This is a genomic window from Colwellia sp. C1TZA3 (genome assembly GCF_007954265.1).
Taxonomy (GTDB): Bacteria; Pseudomonadota; Gammaproteobacteria; order Enterobacterales; family Alteromonadaceae; genus Cognaticolwellia.
Map to the genome: position 1 here is coordinate 100,666 of NZ_VOLS01000003.1, position 14,724 is coordinate 115,389.

Genomic DNA, 14,724 nt, shown 5'->3' on the forward strand with positions numbered 1-14,724 from the left:
AACCAGTACAAGTGAGCAATAACTTAATGGGATTGGTATTAGTCAATGCTAAAAAACATTGTATTTGTAACAGTAAAAAGGCCGATATCAAATGATATCAGCCTTTTATTATGCGGCCTGTAATACTAAGCCCCATTAAAGAATTACTTGTTATCGCCCTTGTTCTATCGCCATTAAGTTATTATTAACAAAAACTAACTTGGTACACTCATCTTTCGTTGTTAAGCCATCTTTGTGCAAGCGATGTGTACGGAAATAAACCACATTAACCGTTTTGCCGTCATCGAAATAAGTTTCGTTAAAATCAGCGACGCCCATTACACGAGAGACATCAGCAAACGCGGTGTTTAATTGTATAGCGGCGATTTTCTTTCTATTTTCATATTCTCTATCGTCAAAATCGCCAGAAATCGAGTGACCATCTTCGCCGCCAACGGCAATAACGCAACCGGTTAAAGTTAAGGTTAACGGCGCAATAACAATTAGTGCTAATAACGTTTGTTTCATTTTATTTTTCTCTTATCAAAGTAATGAATGTAAAAGTAACGGTTTTGCTAAAGCTAGTTGCAAATGCCAAACCACTTTTATAACTAATTGATTAGACTAAATATAAATAAAATAATCAAAAACAAAACAAGACAGCGTTAGTGTTTTTCGCTAAAATATTGCTTCTTTAACATCTGAGTTATGCGTTATGACTATATCTGATGAAATTTCCATCATCGCCAACAAGCTAGCCAATGAAGGTAAAGTGCCCAGTGTTGCGCTAATTAAAAGTCAGCTTAATCAAACCCTGCCTTTGCCACAAATTATTGCTGCTTTAAAAAACTGGCACCACGACCCAACATTTATACACACTAAACATCAAGACGTTGCCACCAAAGCGTCGACGGAAGCAAAACCTAATAACACAGAAATAAGCTTACTTATAGCAAATGCTTTAGCGCCACTGCAGCAAGAAATAACTGAATTAAAACAACAGCTAAAAAAATTATTAGACCATCAAAAAAATAGCTAACTTTATGCTCAGCACCGCCGAAATCATTATAATGCTTAAGCTACTTATAGTTTACTGAGTATTTTCAATACTGCTTGGCGGTATCCGTGGCGTCAGTTGCGACATAAATTCAGCCAGCGTATCCGCTATTTTTTTATGTGGCTCACGGCCCACTTTTTCCACCCAAACTGAGCCCGTGTCATTGTCTAATGAAATGATATGGTCGTCATCATCAGTGAGTGCAAAAAATATCGTTAGCTTTTGTTTTAATTTTTTTTTCATTAAAATATGACCAATAATATTTTCTTGTAGACGAGCAAAGTCTTTTTCGCTCCATACAAATAACAATGACAAGTCTCCTTCTACGCAACTGGCGTCTAGGCTGTCACTATAAATAGTGGTGAAATATTGTTTAATATCATCATGAAGTTTGATTTCTAAGGCTGCTTCAACATTATCGAACGTTAGCACTTGTGCGATTTTTATTGGATGCCATAAAGAAAAGTCGTCTTCATGCACACCTTGCTCACAAGGCGATAACCAATCTTCATCCTTTTGAGTAATAGGTAAATGTTGAAACCTATCTTGGTATGCTTGTAAGTAATCTTGAGAAAAATGCCACACGAGTTCATGAAGAGAATGATTTGATATTTTCATCTAACAGTTAATTCCTATAAAATAGAGAAAGATTTCCACATTGTTACAATCAGAGAAGAAGTTACGCAAAAATGAGCACTTATACAAACGCAAAAGCGTTAAGCAAGTTAACGCTTGGAAAAGTAACAAGCTATTGCAGCCAATATACCCCAGAATTACTACAAGCGGTACCTAGGAGCTTAAATAGAGACAGTTTAGGTTTAACAACAAACAACCTACCATTTAAGGGTGAAGATGTTTGGTATGGCTATGAGCTGTCATGGTTAAATGACAAGGGTAAGCCCGTTGTTGCGGTGGCTGAATTTAGTTTTCCGTGCACCAGTCCTAATATTGTTGAGTCAAAGTCATTTAAGCTGTATTTAAACAGTTTTAATCAAACTACATTTTCCTCGTGGCAAAGCGTAGAGTCTGCATTAATAAAAGACTTATCAGCTACCGCCGGCGCTACTGCAGAAGTAAAACTTTTTCCTGTCAATAACTGCCCTGCACTAGCTTTACCTGGTGATACTGCGCTATGCATAGATGAGTTAGACATTGAAGTAAGTGATTACCAACTGGCGCCTGAAATACTGCAAGATATCAACCAGGCTCAAGCGGATGTTGTGACTGAATATTTAGTTTGCCATTTATTAAAGTCAAATTGCTTAATCACTAATCAACCTGACTGGGCAAGTGTTTATATTGAATACAACGGTAAACAAATTTGTCATGAAACATTATTAAAATATTTAATTTCGTTTCGTCAACACAATGAATTTCATGAACAATGTGTTGAACGAATTTTTTGTGATCTCAAGCGTTTTTGCGAGATTGAACACCTAACAGTTTTTGCTCGATACACACGCAGAGGCGGCTTAGACATTAATCCCTTTCGCTCAACAACCAAGACAAAAGCGCCTAAATTAAGAACACTGCGACAATAAGTCAACACAATGGGCAGTTTTTAAGCAGTCAGTTATTAGATATACACTTATACTGGCTTTTTATATGGTTGTGTTTATTATTATCATACAAGGCTAAAATATTGCTTTAGCCTTGATGTAAAAGTAATATTTTTAAAATGTATACAATGCTATTTTTTACATTCAATAAGTCTGTTTTAGATAACTTTTTTATAAATAAAAGCTCTAGCGCGCAAATAACCATCAGCCATTTATGTTCTTGGTTAATACCGCTATTGACGCTACCAGCGCACTAGCGGCATTATTAAACAACTTTATCAATAAATTATTACCCGCTTGCAAAGGTACTGACATATTACTGGATAATAAATTAACCAACTTAAAGTCTGCGCTAAAAAACTCACTATTTTGCTGGTTTAGAGAAAGAAATTAGCACCATTTACCCTAACAAGCGTTATGGCCAAAAATACTTTTATTAGCTGTTATAGCGGCGAAGAATTTGTTGAGCAATATGGATAAATCAACCGTAATAAACAAGCTCAATATGTTACATAAAAAAGTGGCAAGTCCACCTTTGACTTTTAAAAATGACCTTATCAGTATTAGTCTTTCTATTAACCTAAGCTTAATATAAAGACTGTAATGTTCACTCCGCATTTGAACATGCTAACGCGGCATGGTATCAAGCTATATAAGACGGAAAAATAGCGTTATTTACGGATAATAATTAGCACGAGGAAGTACCGTTATGCACACCCAAATTAATCCTGTTGGCAAAATGAATTTACTGTCTCAAGCAGAAGTTGACCGTTTACAACAATCCGCCACCAGTGAACTCTATAATCTCTATCGTAATTGTTCGTTAGCCGTACTCAATGCTGGCAGTCATACTGACAATGCTGAGGATATATATCAACAATTTTTAGACTTTAAAATTAAAGTATTAAGGCGTGAGCGTGGTGTTAAATTAGCTTTAGATAATCCACCCGAACATGCCTTTGTTGACGGTGTTATTATAAAAGGTATTCAAGAGCACCTTTCGGCAGTATTACGCGATATATTATTTATTGGTGATTGCTACAGCACTAAAGACCTTGATAGTGTGACTAATGTTATTTTTGATATGTTACGTAACGCCAACGCCATAATTCCTGACAGTTCACCTAATTTGATCACCTGCTGGGGTGGACATTCTATTAATAGTACCGAGTATAAATATACCAAACAAGTAGGTTATCACTTGGGTTTGCGTGGTTTTAATATTTGTACCGGCTGTGGGCCTGGCGCGATGAAAGGTCCAATGAAAGGAGCAACCTTTGGTCATGCCAAACAGCGCAACACAACTGGCCGCTATATAGGATTAACCGAGCCCAGTATTATTGCCGCGGAGCCACCCAACCCTATCGTTAATGAATTAGTCATTATGCCCGATATTGAAAAACGCTTAGAAGCGTTTGTTCGTATGTCACATGGTATTATCATATTCCCAGGTGGTGCAGGTACAGCAGAGGAGTTGCTTTATATTTTGGGTATTATGCTCAATCCAAAAAACCAGTGTCAAAAACTGCCTATTATCTTAACCGGACCGATTGAAAGTGCGGAATACTTTCAGCAAATTGACACTTTTATTGCCGCCACGCTCGGTGAATCAGCACAAAAACTCTATAAAATTATTATTGATGACCCTGAACAAGTCGCAAAAACCTTTAAATTAAGTACAGAAGAAGTGGTCGCACATCGAAAACTAACGGGTGACTCTTACCATTTTAACTGGTCATTAGTGATTGAAACTGAGTTTCAACAGCCGTTCGAACCTGATCATAAAAACATGGCCTCATTAAATTTGCATTATGACCAAAGTATAGCCTCGTTAGCCGCTAATTTACGTCGGGCTTTTTCTGGTATTGTCGCTGGCAATGTCAAAGCAAGTGGCATAAAAGCAATCCGAGAAAACGGACCTTTTGACATCAGTGGCGATAGTAAAATAATGGCATTAATGGACACACTATTAAATTCTTTCGTCAAGCAACAAAGAATGAAGCTACCTGGCAGTAAATACATTCCTTGTTATACAGTCATTGAAGGTTAAATTTTATGACGGTCCATTTGGTATTAATTGATGCATTAAATTTAATCAGAAGAATTTATGCTGTGCAGGAACGGCCATTTTTGTTGAACAATGAATTGGCTGAAAATACCAAGCAGCAAGTATTATTTAATACCGCTAAAGCATGTGAACAAGCCTTAGAAAAAATTATTGAACAACTACAGCCCAGTCATGCACTTATGGTATTTGATTCTCAAGCGCCATGTTGGCGTTATGATATCTATCCTGACTATAAAAAAGGCCGTAAAAAAATGCCTGAGCATTTGGCTGACAAGTTAACTGATATTCAAGACCGTTTTATGAAACACCACGTTGATTCTTTAGTTTCAGAAGCAGACGAGGCTGATGATTTAATTGCGACCTTAGCAATAAAAGTTGCATTACGTGGTCAAAATGTCACCGTTGTATCTACAGACAAGTGCTTTTTGTCGTTACTCAACCCCAATATACAAGTCTATGACTATTTTAATCGTCGCTATTTAGACGAAGAATATGTGCTTAACAAATTCACTGTAAAACCAGATAAGTTAATGGACTTGTGGACTTTAACTGGTGATAACACCAATAAAATCCCAGGCGTGGCCGGTATCGGACAAGTGACTGCAGCAAAATTGTTAAATCAGTATGGCTCAATTAAAAGTATACTTAATGCTACAGACTTAAAAAGTAGCATCAGTGAAAAGTTATCACAACATGATGAACAAATCGCGTTAAGTCGCAAGCTACTAACATTAAAAATTGATATCCCTTTAGGCTTTAATTTAAAAGACATCAGACTACCCGCTAAAAATGGACTTGCCAGTAGTTAACCATCTGGTAATATCATAGTCATAGCCTGTTACTGTCATTTTCACTGTAGCCATTGAAGTTCGCTATAAAATACTCATTATAATTTTACTTTAAAACTTAATAATGAGTCATAGTAAAAGCCGTAGCAACAAATAATGACTCAAATATAACCTTGGTTTATTTGCATAATAATAAATAACATTAAAATAATGACCAAGAAAGCTTTAAGGAATAAAAGTGAATAAAAAAATTATTGCTATAATATTAGTCGCATTAGCAGCATACGGTATATTTGTTACATTAGTGGTCAATTTTTACGATGACAGTCCTGCGAACATGCAATGGGAGGACCGAGAAGCTTATAATCAACAGTTTATTGCCAAACTTGAATTGAAAAAATTTAATTTTAATAGCGCCATCGAGCAGCTAGGTAGTCCTGATATAACCGAAGCAAAGATAGTCAACGAAAGCAGTTATCAAGTCAGCTTTTACCGCACCCAACATGTAAAGTCTGACGGTATCACTACACAAGATGAATGCACCGCATTATTGTTTACCAATGGTATCCTGACCGCTATAGGTAAAACAGCTTATCAGCAGTTTAAAACATTTTAAGCTGCGCATCTTAGCTATACTTAGCAACAGCTGTATTTAACATCAGCGATTGCTTATTATCTTGTCTGATAGGTAATTTTTATCTTTAACCCAATGGCTATGACTTATATTGCCTATATACCTGTACATTCACTTTCAAAGTCCAAAGGTCAAAGGTCAAAACTAAATATAATGCTAATACCATGCCACTAAGTTATTACCTGCATATACTGGTTAAAATAGCCTAAGTTTAGCCTAGAACAATAAACATCTGCCTTGAATTATTTTTCCTACCCACACAAGCAAATGTGATTGAACATGAATTAGACTAAAGTTTTACGGTAAAACTTACTAACTGCTGCGGTTAGTTGCTATAATTGCAGGCATAAACTCGGTTGAAGCAATAAGCGCAGTGTCAGGTCAAGCATATCGGCTGGTAAGTCTTTTATATTTAACCAATAACTCTCGATTCTCGCAATTCAAAAAAGCAATACTCAAAAGGCAAATAAACAATGGCAAAACAAACCATAACAGTGATCCCAGGTGACGGCATAGGTCCAGATATTATCGACGCAACTATCAAAGTATTAGATAAAGCCGGCTGTAATTTTGAATATGAGTATGCTGACGCTGGTCTAACCGCATTGGAGAATCATGGCGACTTAGTGCCAGAATCAACCTTAGCACTAATTGAAAAAAATAAAATCACCTTAAAAGGTCCGTTAACAACACCTGTAGGTGAAGGTTTTACATCAATTAATGTCACCCTACGTAAGCATTTTCAACTATATGCTAATGTTCGTCCTGTATTGTCATTTAAAGGCACGAAAGCACGTTATGAAAATATTGATATCATTACCATCCGTGAAAATACTGAAGGTATGTACTCAGGCCTAGGACAAACAGTTTCAGAAGACGGAAATCAAGCGGAAGCAAGAAGTCTTGTCACTCGTGAAGGTGCTGAACGTATTGTAACCTTCGCTTATGAAACCGCTATAAAAGAAGGTCGTAAAAAGGTAACTGCTGTTCATAAAGCTAATATCCTAAAATCAACATCAGGCCTATTCCTTAAAGTTGCCCGTGAAGTAGCCGCACGCTACCCACAAATTGAATCAACAGAAATGATTGTAGATAACTGCTGTATGCAGTTAGTCATGAACCCTGAGCAGTTCGATGTTATTGTTACCACAAATCTATTTGGTGATATATTGTCAGATCTATGTGCCGGTTTAGTTGGTGGTTTAGGTATGGCACCTGGCGCTAACATTGGCAATGGTTGTGCAATATTTGAAGCAGTTCATGGCAGTGCGCCTGACATTGCAGGCAAAAACTTAGCAAACCCTACCTCAGTTATTTTAGCCGCTATTCAAATGCTAGAATATTTAGGTATGGCTGATAAAGCTGATAACATTCGTCGCGCTATCACAGAAGTTATCGAGTCGGGCGATCGCACAACACGAGATCTTGGCGGCACACATGGTACTTCAGAGTTCACTCAAGCTGTGTTAGAGCGCTTATAATACTGTTAGAACTACTGCATATAAAAGCCAAGCCACAGTGCTTGGTTTTTTTATCTTCAAAATTTCTCTTATGTTGTGCATATTATTAAATTGGCCTAACAATTAAATAGATCACGAAGTCGTTGGTTGATCAACTATGCCACCCACACGCTCTGAGGTGGACAAACAACCTTTTTCACCTCAGGGCGTATGGGTGGCTTAGTAACAGTTTTTAAATTCGATTTATTACTTATATATTAAATGATGGGAGAAAGCAGGTATTTTACTTTGCCTTATACTAAGTTGATTAATTACCTGCTTACTTTTAATGGTTAAAATGAATAGGTACGGCGTTATAAAATTTATAAGGTGAATAATACCAGTTCCATTAAGTTTTTGATCTTGTTAAATAATTCAAGGTAAGGCGCTCGATTGAGCAATAGCTGGCTATTGGGATTGAGAGCAACACAGCCTTGAGCTATTTTAACTAGTACAAGTGAGCAATAACTTAATGGGATTGGTATAATACCAATTTGATTAATTAAGTGATCTACTTTTTCATGAGGAAAAATGGATAAATACAAGGCATAAAGTTTAGTAAGTAGTTATTCTACTTATAAATTTTATAACGCTGTAGTTATTCATTTTAACCATTAAAAATGGGCAGGTAATTAATCAACTTGGTATAACTACCGACTAAATTTTATGCCTTGTATTTATCCATTTTTCCTTATGGAAAGGTAGTTCACTTAATTAGGCAAGTTAGTATTAGCAGATAAAAAAAAGCCCCAAACTTCATCAGAAATTTAGGGCTTTTTTTCAGAATATTTTTAGTGAAAAATAACTAAATACCCATTGGTGGAGGAGATAGTAACCTAGCGTGTACCGTTACTTCTTCACGGTCATAATACAAATGCTTGGCATACAATTCGTACTTTACATTATGAAGAGAAAAAGCATCTTTCATGGTTTGTAAGTCATCATTAACTTGCTGATAACGACCTTTCATGGGCAATTTCAAGTTAAAGATAGCTTCTTGGCATAGCCCTTTTAGTAGCCATTCACTCATCAACTTTGCCACACGTTGTGGCTTTTCAATCATGTCACAGACTAGCCAATAAACATTTTTCTTTTGCGGCACGTATTTAAAGCCGTCCATTGTACGATGCTTTACTTGACCCGTTTGCATTAATGACTCGGCCATTGGGCCATTATCGATTGACGTTACCATCATACCACGACGAACCAACTGATACGTCCAACCGCCGGGAGCAGCCCCTAAATCAACCGCATTCATACCTGAAGTTAAACGTATGTCCCATTCCTCTTTAGGAATAAAATATAAGAAAGCTTCATCAAGTTTCAATGTTGAGCGACTTGGCGCAGCATTAGGGAATTTTAACCGAGGAATACCCATCACATGTGGTGAAGTATTGCGCGCTAATGAAAAACCAAATATAACTTCTTTGCCTGATAAAAATAACGCATGTAACACCGCGCCATCTTTATTACCTTTTTCAGTCAGTACTTTATCTTTTCTCAGTGCTTGTCGCAGTGGTACTGCTAATTTTCGACAAAACTTCGACAATTCTTTCCCGTCATTTGTATCAGGCGTTTCCATACGCAAATCAGCGTATTGCCACTCAGTGCCTAACACCTCTACAATGGCTTCAACGCGATTGTAGTCAGGTAGGTCTATTTTTTCAGTTACTGTAACAAACCACTGGCGAGCGAAAATAAGTCGCTTTAATGGAATTTTTTCCATTAAAATTTCGCCCTCTTCCGGCTTATTTAAATGAAAATAAACTACGCCCTGATTTTTAGTTAGCTCTAAATAGCCATAAACTTCATTCCATGAAGCTTTTTCTTGAATTTCTGCGCCACATTCTTTTTCAAATCCGGGGCGACAGTATAAAACTATTGCAGTCATTTTGATTAATTACCTAACTTTTGGTCAAACATTTTAGTACCTGCAAATCCAACCACTAGCCAGGCAAGTGCAAATGACAGGCCGCCTGATGGCGCCAACTTTCCAATACTCAACACATCGAATAACGTTCTGATGTACAAACTACCACTAAAAAATATGATACCAATAGCAAACAATATTCCTGCGATCAATAACATAGCTTTTGTGTGCAGCTTATATAAGATGATGGTTAGCATTAGCGCTAACGTATGAAAAAATTGATACGTTAATGCGGTCATTAGTCGTTCTTGTGACGCCAAAGGTAGCGATTGCCCACCATGGGCTAACCAAGCGCCGAATAATACAGAAAAACACCCACTGATACCAACAAATATCATCAGTAGTTTAGCAACTGTTATTAATTTCATCGATAAAATCCCTTATTTTATTAACCGCTGTAGTTTGATGCTGTTTTAAGTTGTAACCCGACTTTACCCGCGGCTTTAAATCGTGGTCACCATCACTAAAGTAATGTAACTGACAGCGTGAAGAGATTTCGTATTGCTTAATTTCACTTTCGCTACCCAGCGCATCTCTTTCACCTTGTAAGATCAACACAGGCAATTGTGTGTTTTGCAGTGGCGCTAAGCGTAACTTCTCTGGTTTTTTTACCGGATGAAATGGATAACCTAAGCAAATAACACCAGATACTAGCTGCTTTTGCATTAAAACTTTATCTCCAGCCAACGTAGCTGCTATCCGCCCACCCATTGATTTTCCAGCAATATATATTGGTAAAGTGCTATTGGCGTTTGCTAATATAGCTTGATAGCACTCAACTAGTGCGGGCATTCTGTCCGGTGGTCGCCTTTTGCCATCAAGTTTGCGCTTGTCCATAAAAGGAAAATTAAAGCGTAAAACACTCAATTGCTGAGCATTCATCAAAGCAATAAGCTCTTCAATATAAGCATGATGCATATCAGCACCAGCGCCATGGGCAAATATGACCAATGCCTTTGCGTCATCGGCACTATTTAGCTCGCTACTTACTTGTAATTCATTGTTACTCACACGACCTGTCCTTCATCAATAAGGGTTTGCTCATCGGCAACTGTTTGCAAGACCCATTCTCGAAACGCGGCTATTTTACCTAATTCCAATTGCTGTTCACGACAAACAATGTAATAAGAGTTTTTGCTGATTAACACTTCTTTAAATGGACAAACCAGTCGGCCACTATCAATATCTGGTTTCGCTAACACACTATGTGCCAAAGCAACCCCTTGGCCATGAATAGCCGCTTGTAACACCATAGCCGAGTGACTAAATATCGGGCCATGATTAACATTACCGCCTTTGAAATCAACATGCTTAAACCATCTTTTCCAATCTCTTCGTGAGGTATCATGTAATAAAGTATGATCTGCTAAATCGCCAATTATACTCAAGGGTTTAGTACCCGATAATAATAGCGGTGAACACACGGGGATCAAATACTCGGTATGTAATTGCTCCGCATGAATACCATTCCATCGCCCTCTACCATAATATATGGCTAAATCAACATCTTCAGTAAGCGAATTTTCAGGTTGATCAACCGCTTTAATACGCACGTCAATATCAGGATGTAATAAGTTAAAAGTGTTTAACCTAGGCACCAACCACTGGATTGCAAAGCTTGGTTGCAAGCTTACCGTAATAGCACCCTTTGCACCGCGGGCTAATAATCTTTCTGTGGCATCATGTAAGGCATTAAACACATCTTTGATATCAAGGTAATATGACTGGCCTTCTTCCGTCAGTAACAAACTTCTATTCTTACGCATAAATAATTTTATGCCTAAATTATCTTCCAAGGCTTTTATTTGATGACTTATCGCTGCTTGAGTAACGAATAACTCTTCTGCCGCCCGGGTAAAACTCAACTGCCTAGCAGATGCCTCAAAGGCCCTTAAAGCGTTAAGTGGTGGGAGTCTATTAGCCAAGTTACACCTATAAAATTACGTTAAAAATGAATCTATTTTTGCATAATCCATCAAATTTTCGACATAAGCATGTCGGATTAGTTTTTCTAATGAATGACATTATAATTAGTCATTATAAACTTTACCAGTTTTACCGTAATATGCACGCCATAGATGAAGGACTTCATCTTTACCCCGAAATAATCGGGTGAAAATCAAACAGGCTCCCAACCCTTGTTTGTCATTGAAAAGAATGAGTCCCAAAACATCTATAAAACCAACTAACGTTTTATTACAGGTGACTTATGAAAAACATTTTTAAATTATCAACCATCGCCATGCTAGCTTTAGTCGCAACTAACAGCCAAGCAACCCAATTAGTTAAAGTACAAGCTATCAACGCTATTGAACTTGTAGAAATTACTAAACTACATTTAGCTCAATCAATTAAGCTAAATGTGATAGTCATTAACCCTATCGAAAAAGCAGCTCGTGCTCAAGTTACGATGAACGATATGCATGTCAACAAAGGCGCTGACATTATAATCAAAGCAGTGACACTTGCTGAATAGTCTGGTTATTAAATTTATCACTCATTTTTCTACTCTTAATATTCATAAAAAAGGTGCCAAGTAGCACCTTTTTTGCTGTTTAAAATCAGCGAAAAACGCAAAATATAAAGCCATCAAACATCTAAAAAGCTTGATTTATAGTAAGTTGATTAATTACCTGCTCATTTTTAATGGTTAAAATTAAAAACTACGGCGTTATAAAATTGATAAGGTGAACAACGACTGACTAAATTTTACGCCTTGTATTTATCCATTTTTCCTTATGAAAAAGGTAAACACTTATTTAAAGCGATCTGAAGCACATAAACTATCGTTAGCTTGGTATTTGCCGCATCCACTATTGTTATTGGGTGATGATGTATAGCTTTTCAGTCAGATAATCAACTTCAAAGCTTCGCTGGGCAAATTGCTTATCTTTGAGCTCATTGGTCGCAATACATTCAATATTGAAGCCTGAAAACAAACTTTGAACATCAGAGGCTGTTGTCGAAAATGGCGGACCACTTAATTGCGATTTTGGAAACTCGACGGTCACTAAAAACAAGCGTGTATGTGAGCAAAAAAACGTTTTTAAATGCTTGACGTATGCTTGCTGCATTGCTGTTGGTAGCGCAATTAAGGCAGCACGGTCATAGATCCAATCTACGCGGTCAATCGCATCGGCAGAAAGCTTAAAAAAATCACCTTGTAGTAGTGAAAGCTGTGGACAAAAAAACTGCTCAAAATCACCTACAGTCTTTTTTTGATAATCAATGTTATTTTCTAGAAAGAAGTCGCGACAGGCAATTTCACTTAACTCATTACCTGTAACTTGCCAATACTGCGCTAAATAGGCCATATCAAGTGTTTTCCCACATAGCGGCACAAACACATGCTGATCAGAGGCTAAAGACAGTTTTTTGAAGTATTGAGACAATAAAGCATGCACATCACGTTGATGAAACCCCAGTTTATTGCGCTGCCAACATTTATGCCAAAAAACACTTTCCATTGATATGACCTATTAGTTTACATTAGCCAAAGTGATTAACTTGGGAAAATACGATTATTTTGCCAAACCTTGCTTATAATGCTGTCGAATGACAAAGACGCCGCTTTGGAAAACTTTTCAGCTAAACCTTTCTTGGTTGCATACTTAATTTGCACTAACTTGTGAGATTTACAATGCGCCTGTAGGTAATCGTCACTGGTTTGTATTTCGTCAACAAGGCCCAGATCTTTTGCTTGTGTGCCAAACCAATGCTCGCCTGTTGCCACTTTGGCGATATCTAGACTTGGACGATGCTCACTGACAAAGTTTTTAAATAACACGTGAGTATCTTCAAGCTCTTCAACAAATTTTTCACGACCTTTATCGGTATTTTCACCAAACATGGTTACCGTACGTTTAAATTCACCGGCAGTAAACTGCTCAAAGTCGACATCGTTTTTCTTTAATAGCTTATGAAAGTTTGGCACCTGTGCAATAACGCCAATGGAGCCAAGTATAGCAAATGGCGCTGAAACTATTTTATTAGCAACACAGGCCATCATATAGCCGCCACTGGCTGCCACTTTATCAACTGATGCCGTTAATGGAATGTTTCTTTGACGTATGCGATCAAGTTGTGAAGCCGCTAAACCGTATCCATGCACCATGCCACCGCCACTTTCTAAACGAACAAATACTTCATCGCTGGGCTGAGCAACAGTTAAAATTGCGCTAATTTCCTCACGTAAAGAGCCAACTTCTTTAGCATCAATACTACCGTTAAAGTCAACCACAAATAATCGCGGTGTGGCTTGTTTTTTGTCACTGCCGTCTTTGTGAGCTTTTTTATCGATTTTGGCTTGCTCTTTTACCGCCTTTTTATCTTTTTTCTCTTTTTCTTTTAACTCTTCTTTAGATAAAAGGTGGTGGGTAATATCTTCTTCAACTTCAATATATTGCTCTGATAAGTCAATAATTTCTAGCTCGCCTTTCTTACCACCTTGTTTCATTGCTGAAGAAGCAATAGCAATAATAATGGCAACCACCGCAACTACGAAAGTAATGGTTTTAGCTAAAAATAAACCATATTCATACAAAAATTCCAATATTTTTCTCCTAAAAAAACAAGTTAACACCTGTTAACCTTGTTGTTATATATTAATCTTAATGATTATTCTAGTTAACAATATGGGGGATATAGTTTGTAAAAAAAGGGGAATATTTAATTATTCACTCATGTTGACGCCAAAATGAGAATAAATAAGCAGCTGTCAGCTAATCTGTGATTTATAAAATAATAGCTAAGCTTCAAAATACCATTTAAAAATGTGCCCTTATTTGCTACTGCCATCACATTGTTAACTACTTGACTAATTTACACGTCGCTCTTTTGATCATCTGCTGGCGTCATTTAGCATAGCTTTGCCTTGGTATACGTTAAAGATAAATGGTCGCTGTGCTCTCAAAATTAGGCCTTATACCAGTTCCATTAAGTTTGTGATCTTGTTGTGCGCAGGAAAAATAATTCAAGGTAAGGCGCTCGATTGAGCAATAGCTGGCTATTGGGATTGAGAGCAACACAGCCTTGAGCTATTTTAACCAGTACAAGTGAGCAATAACTTAATGTAATTGGTATTATACCAGTTCCATTAAGTTTGTGATCTTGTTGTGCGCAGGAAAAATAATTCAAGGTAAGGCGCTCGATTGAGCAATAGCTGGCTATTGGGAGTGAGAGCAACACAGCCTTGAGCTATTTTAACTAGT

16 protein-coding genes are annotated in these 14,724 nt (G+C 37.2%); 8 read left to right on the top strand and 8 right to left on the bottom strand.

Going from position 1 to position 14,724, the window contains the following annotated elements; all coding sequences use genetic code 11:
* Positions 1-150: 150 nt before the first annotated feature.
* Positions 151-507 (bottom strand): DUF3192 domain-containing protein, encoded by a 357-nt coding sequence (locus ESZ39_RS01935; protein ID WP_146878108.1) that lies wholly within the window; start codon positions 505-507, stop codon positions 151-153.
* Positions 508-694: 187 nt separating this feature from the next.
* Between ESZ39_RS01935 and ESZ39_RS01940 the strand changes: the two genes are divergently transcribed.
* A complete protein-coding gene (locus ESZ39_RS01940; protein WP_146878109.1) occupies positions 695-1,018 on the top strand; it encodes a hypothetical protein in 324 nt (107 codons plus the stop codon).
* A gap of 51 nt (positions 1,019-1,069) precedes the next feature.
* Here ESZ39_RS01940 and syd read toward each other — a convergent pair whose 3' ends face one another.
* On the bottom strand, positions 1,070-1,654 hold the full coding sequence (gene syd / locus ESZ39_RS01945) for a SecY-interacting protein (protein ID WP_146878110.1): 585 nt from the start codon (positions 1,652-1,654) through the stop codon (positions 1,070-1,072).
* Between the two features lie 71 nt (positions 1,655-1,725).
* Between syd and queF the strand changes: the two genes are divergently transcribed.
* The 6 genes from queF to ESZ39_RS01975 all read left to right on the top strand — a co-directional run bounded on the left by queF (position 1,726) and on the right by ESZ39_RS01975 (position 7,566).
* On the top strand, positions 1,726-2,577 hold the full coding sequence (queF, locus tag ESZ39_RS01950) for an NADPH-dependent 7-cyano-7-deazaguanine reductase QueF (protein WP_146878111.1): 852 nt from the start codon (positions 1,726-1,728) through the stop codon (positions 2,575-2,577).
* Between the two features lie 232 nt (positions 2,578-2,809).
* Positions 2,810-2,989 (top strand): hypothetical protein, encoded by a 180-nt coding sequence (locus tag ESZ39_RS01955; RefSeq protein ID WP_146878112.1) that lies wholly within the window; start codon positions 2,810-2,812, stop codon positions 2,987-2,989.
* 315 nt (positions 2,990-3,304) lie between these two features.
* Positions 3,305-4,645: a nucleotide 5'-monophosphate nucleosidase PpnN gene (gene ppnN, locus ESZ39_RS01960; protein ID WP_146878113.1), complete on the top strand. Its 1,341-nt coding sequence runs from the start codon at positions 3,305-3,307 to the stop codon at positions 4,643-4,645.
* A gap of 5 nt (positions 4,646-4,650) precedes the next feature.
* Complete coding sequence (gene xni / locus ESZ39_RS01965; protein ID WP_146878114.1) at positions 4,651-5,472, top strand: flap endonuclease Xni; 822 nt, start codon at positions 4,651-4,653, stop codon at positions 5,470-5,472.
* Positions 5,473-5,689: 217 nt separating this feature from the next.
* Positions 5,690-6,067, top strand: a complete 378-nt coding sequence (locus ESZ39_RS01970) for a DUF3192 domain-containing protein (RefSeq protein WP_146878115.1) — start codon at positions 5,690-5,692, stop codon at positions 6,065-6,067.
* A 491-nt stretch (positions 6,068-6,558) separates the two neighbouring features.
* On the top strand, positions 6,559-7,566 hold the full coding sequence (locus tag ESZ39_RS01975) for an isocitrate dehydrogenase (protein ID WP_146878116.1): 1,008 nt from the start codon (positions 6,559-6,561) through the stop codon (positions 7,564-7,566).
* A gap of 823 nt (positions 7,567-8,389) precedes the next feature.
* On the opposite strand, the gene rlmM is transcribed toward ESZ39_RS01975, so the two are convergent.
* The 4 genes from rlmM to ESZ39_RS01995 are packed head-to-tail and all read right to left on the bottom strand — an operon-like array spanning position 8,390 to position 11,439.
* Positions 8,390-9,475 (bottom strand): 23S rRNA (cytidine(2498)-2'-O)-methyltransferase RlmM, encoded by a 1,086-nt coding sequence (gene rlmM, locus ESZ39_RS01980; protein ID WP_146878117.1) that lies wholly within the window; start codon positions 9,473-9,475, stop codon positions 8,390-8,392.
* A gap of 5 nt (positions 9,476-9,480) precedes the next feature.
* Positions 9,481-9,882, bottom strand: a complete 402-nt coding sequence (locus ESZ39_RS01985) for a DUF423 domain-containing protein (RefSeq protein WP_146878118.1) — start codon at positions 9,880-9,882, stop codon at positions 9,481-9,483.
* A complete protein-coding gene (locus ESZ39_RS01990) occupies positions 9,860-10,525 on the bottom strand; it encodes an alpha/beta fold hydrolase (protein ID WP_146878119.1) in 666 nt (221 codons plus the stop codon). The genes ESZ39_RS01985 and ESZ39_RS01990 overlap by 23 nt, the downstream gene beginning before the upstream one ends.
* Positions 10,522-11,439, bottom strand: coding sequence for a transcriptional regulator GcvA (locus tag ESZ39_RS01995; protein ID WP_146878120.1), 918 nt, complete (start codon positions 11,437-11,439; stop codon positions 10,522-10,524). The genes ESZ39_RS01990 and ESZ39_RS01995 overlap by 4 nt, the downstream gene beginning before the upstream one ends.
* Before the next feature lie 284 nt (positions 11,440-11,723).
* Between ESZ39_RS01995 and ESZ39_RS02000 the strand changes: the two genes are divergently transcribed.
* Positions 11,724-11,990, top strand: a complete 267-nt coding sequence (locus ESZ39_RS02000) for a hypothetical protein (RefSeq protein WP_146878121.1) — start codon at positions 11,724-11,726, stop codon at positions 11,988-11,990.
* A gap of 343 nt (positions 11,991-12,333) precedes the next feature.
* Here the strand turns inward: ESZ39_RS02000 and ESZ39_RS02005 are convergent, their stop codons facing one another.
* Positions 12,334-12,981 (bottom strand): thiopurine S-methyltransferase, encoded by a 648-nt coding sequence (locus ESZ39_RS02005; RefSeq protein ID WP_146878122.1) that lies wholly within the window; start codon positions 12,979-12,981, stop codon positions 12,334-12,336.
* Between the two features lie 35 nt (positions 12,982-13,016).
* Positions 13,017-14,066: a protease SohB gene (gene sohB / locus ESZ39_RS02010; RefSeq protein ID WP_146878123.1), complete on the bottom strand. Its 1,050-nt coding sequence runs from the start codon at positions 14,064-14,066 to the stop codon at positions 13,017-13,019.
* Positions 14,067-14,724: the final 658 nt, after the last annotated feature.

Bases quoted from the DNA above. Each gene is read 5' to 3' on its own strand.
- ESZ39_RS01935 (WP_146878108.1), bottom strand. From the start codon at position 507: ATGAAACAAACGTTATTAGCACTAATTGTTATTGCGCCGTTAACCTTA.
- ESZ39_RS01940 (WP_146878109.1), top strand. From the start codon at position 695: ATGACTATATCTGATGAAATTTCCATCATCGCCAACAAGCTAGCCAAT.
- syd (WP_146878110.1), bottom strand. From the start codon at position 1,654: ATGAAAATATCAAATCATTCTCTTCATGAACTCGTGTGGCATTTTTCT.
- queF (WP_146878111.1), top strand. From the start codon at position 1,726: ATGAGCACTTATACAAACGCAAAAGCGTTAAGCAAGTTAACGCTTGGA.
- ESZ39_RS01955 (WP_146878112.1), top strand. From the start codon at position 2,810: ATGTTCTTGGTTAATACCGCTATTGACGCTACCAGCGCACTAGCGGCA.
- ppnN (WP_146878113.1), top strand. From the start codon at position 3,305: ATGCACACCCAAATTAATCCTGTTGGCAAAATGAATTTACTGTCTCAA.
- xni (WP_146878114.1), top strand. From the start codon at position 4,651: ATGACGGTCCATTTGGTATTAATTGATGCATTAAATTTAATCAGAAGA.
- ESZ39_RS01975 (WP_146878116.1), top strand. From the start codon at position 6,559: ATGGCAAAACAAACCATAACAGTGATCCCAGGTGACGGCATAGGTCCA.
- rlmM (WP_146878117.1), bottom strand. From the start codon at position 9,475: ATGACTGCAATAGTTTTATACTGTCGCCCCGGATTTGAAAAAGAATGT.
- ESZ39_RS01985 (WP_146878118.1), bottom strand. From the start codon at position 9,882: ATGAAATTAATAACAGTTGCTAAACTACTGATGATATTTGTTGGTATC.
- ESZ39_RS02000 (WP_146878121.1), top strand. From the start codon at position 11,724: ATGAAAAACATTTTTAAATTATCAACCATCGCCATGCTAGCTTTAGTC.
- ESZ39_RS02005 (WP_146878122.1), bottom strand. From the start codon at position 12,981: ATGGAAAGTGTTTTTTGGCATAAATGTTGGCAGCGCAATAAACTGGGG.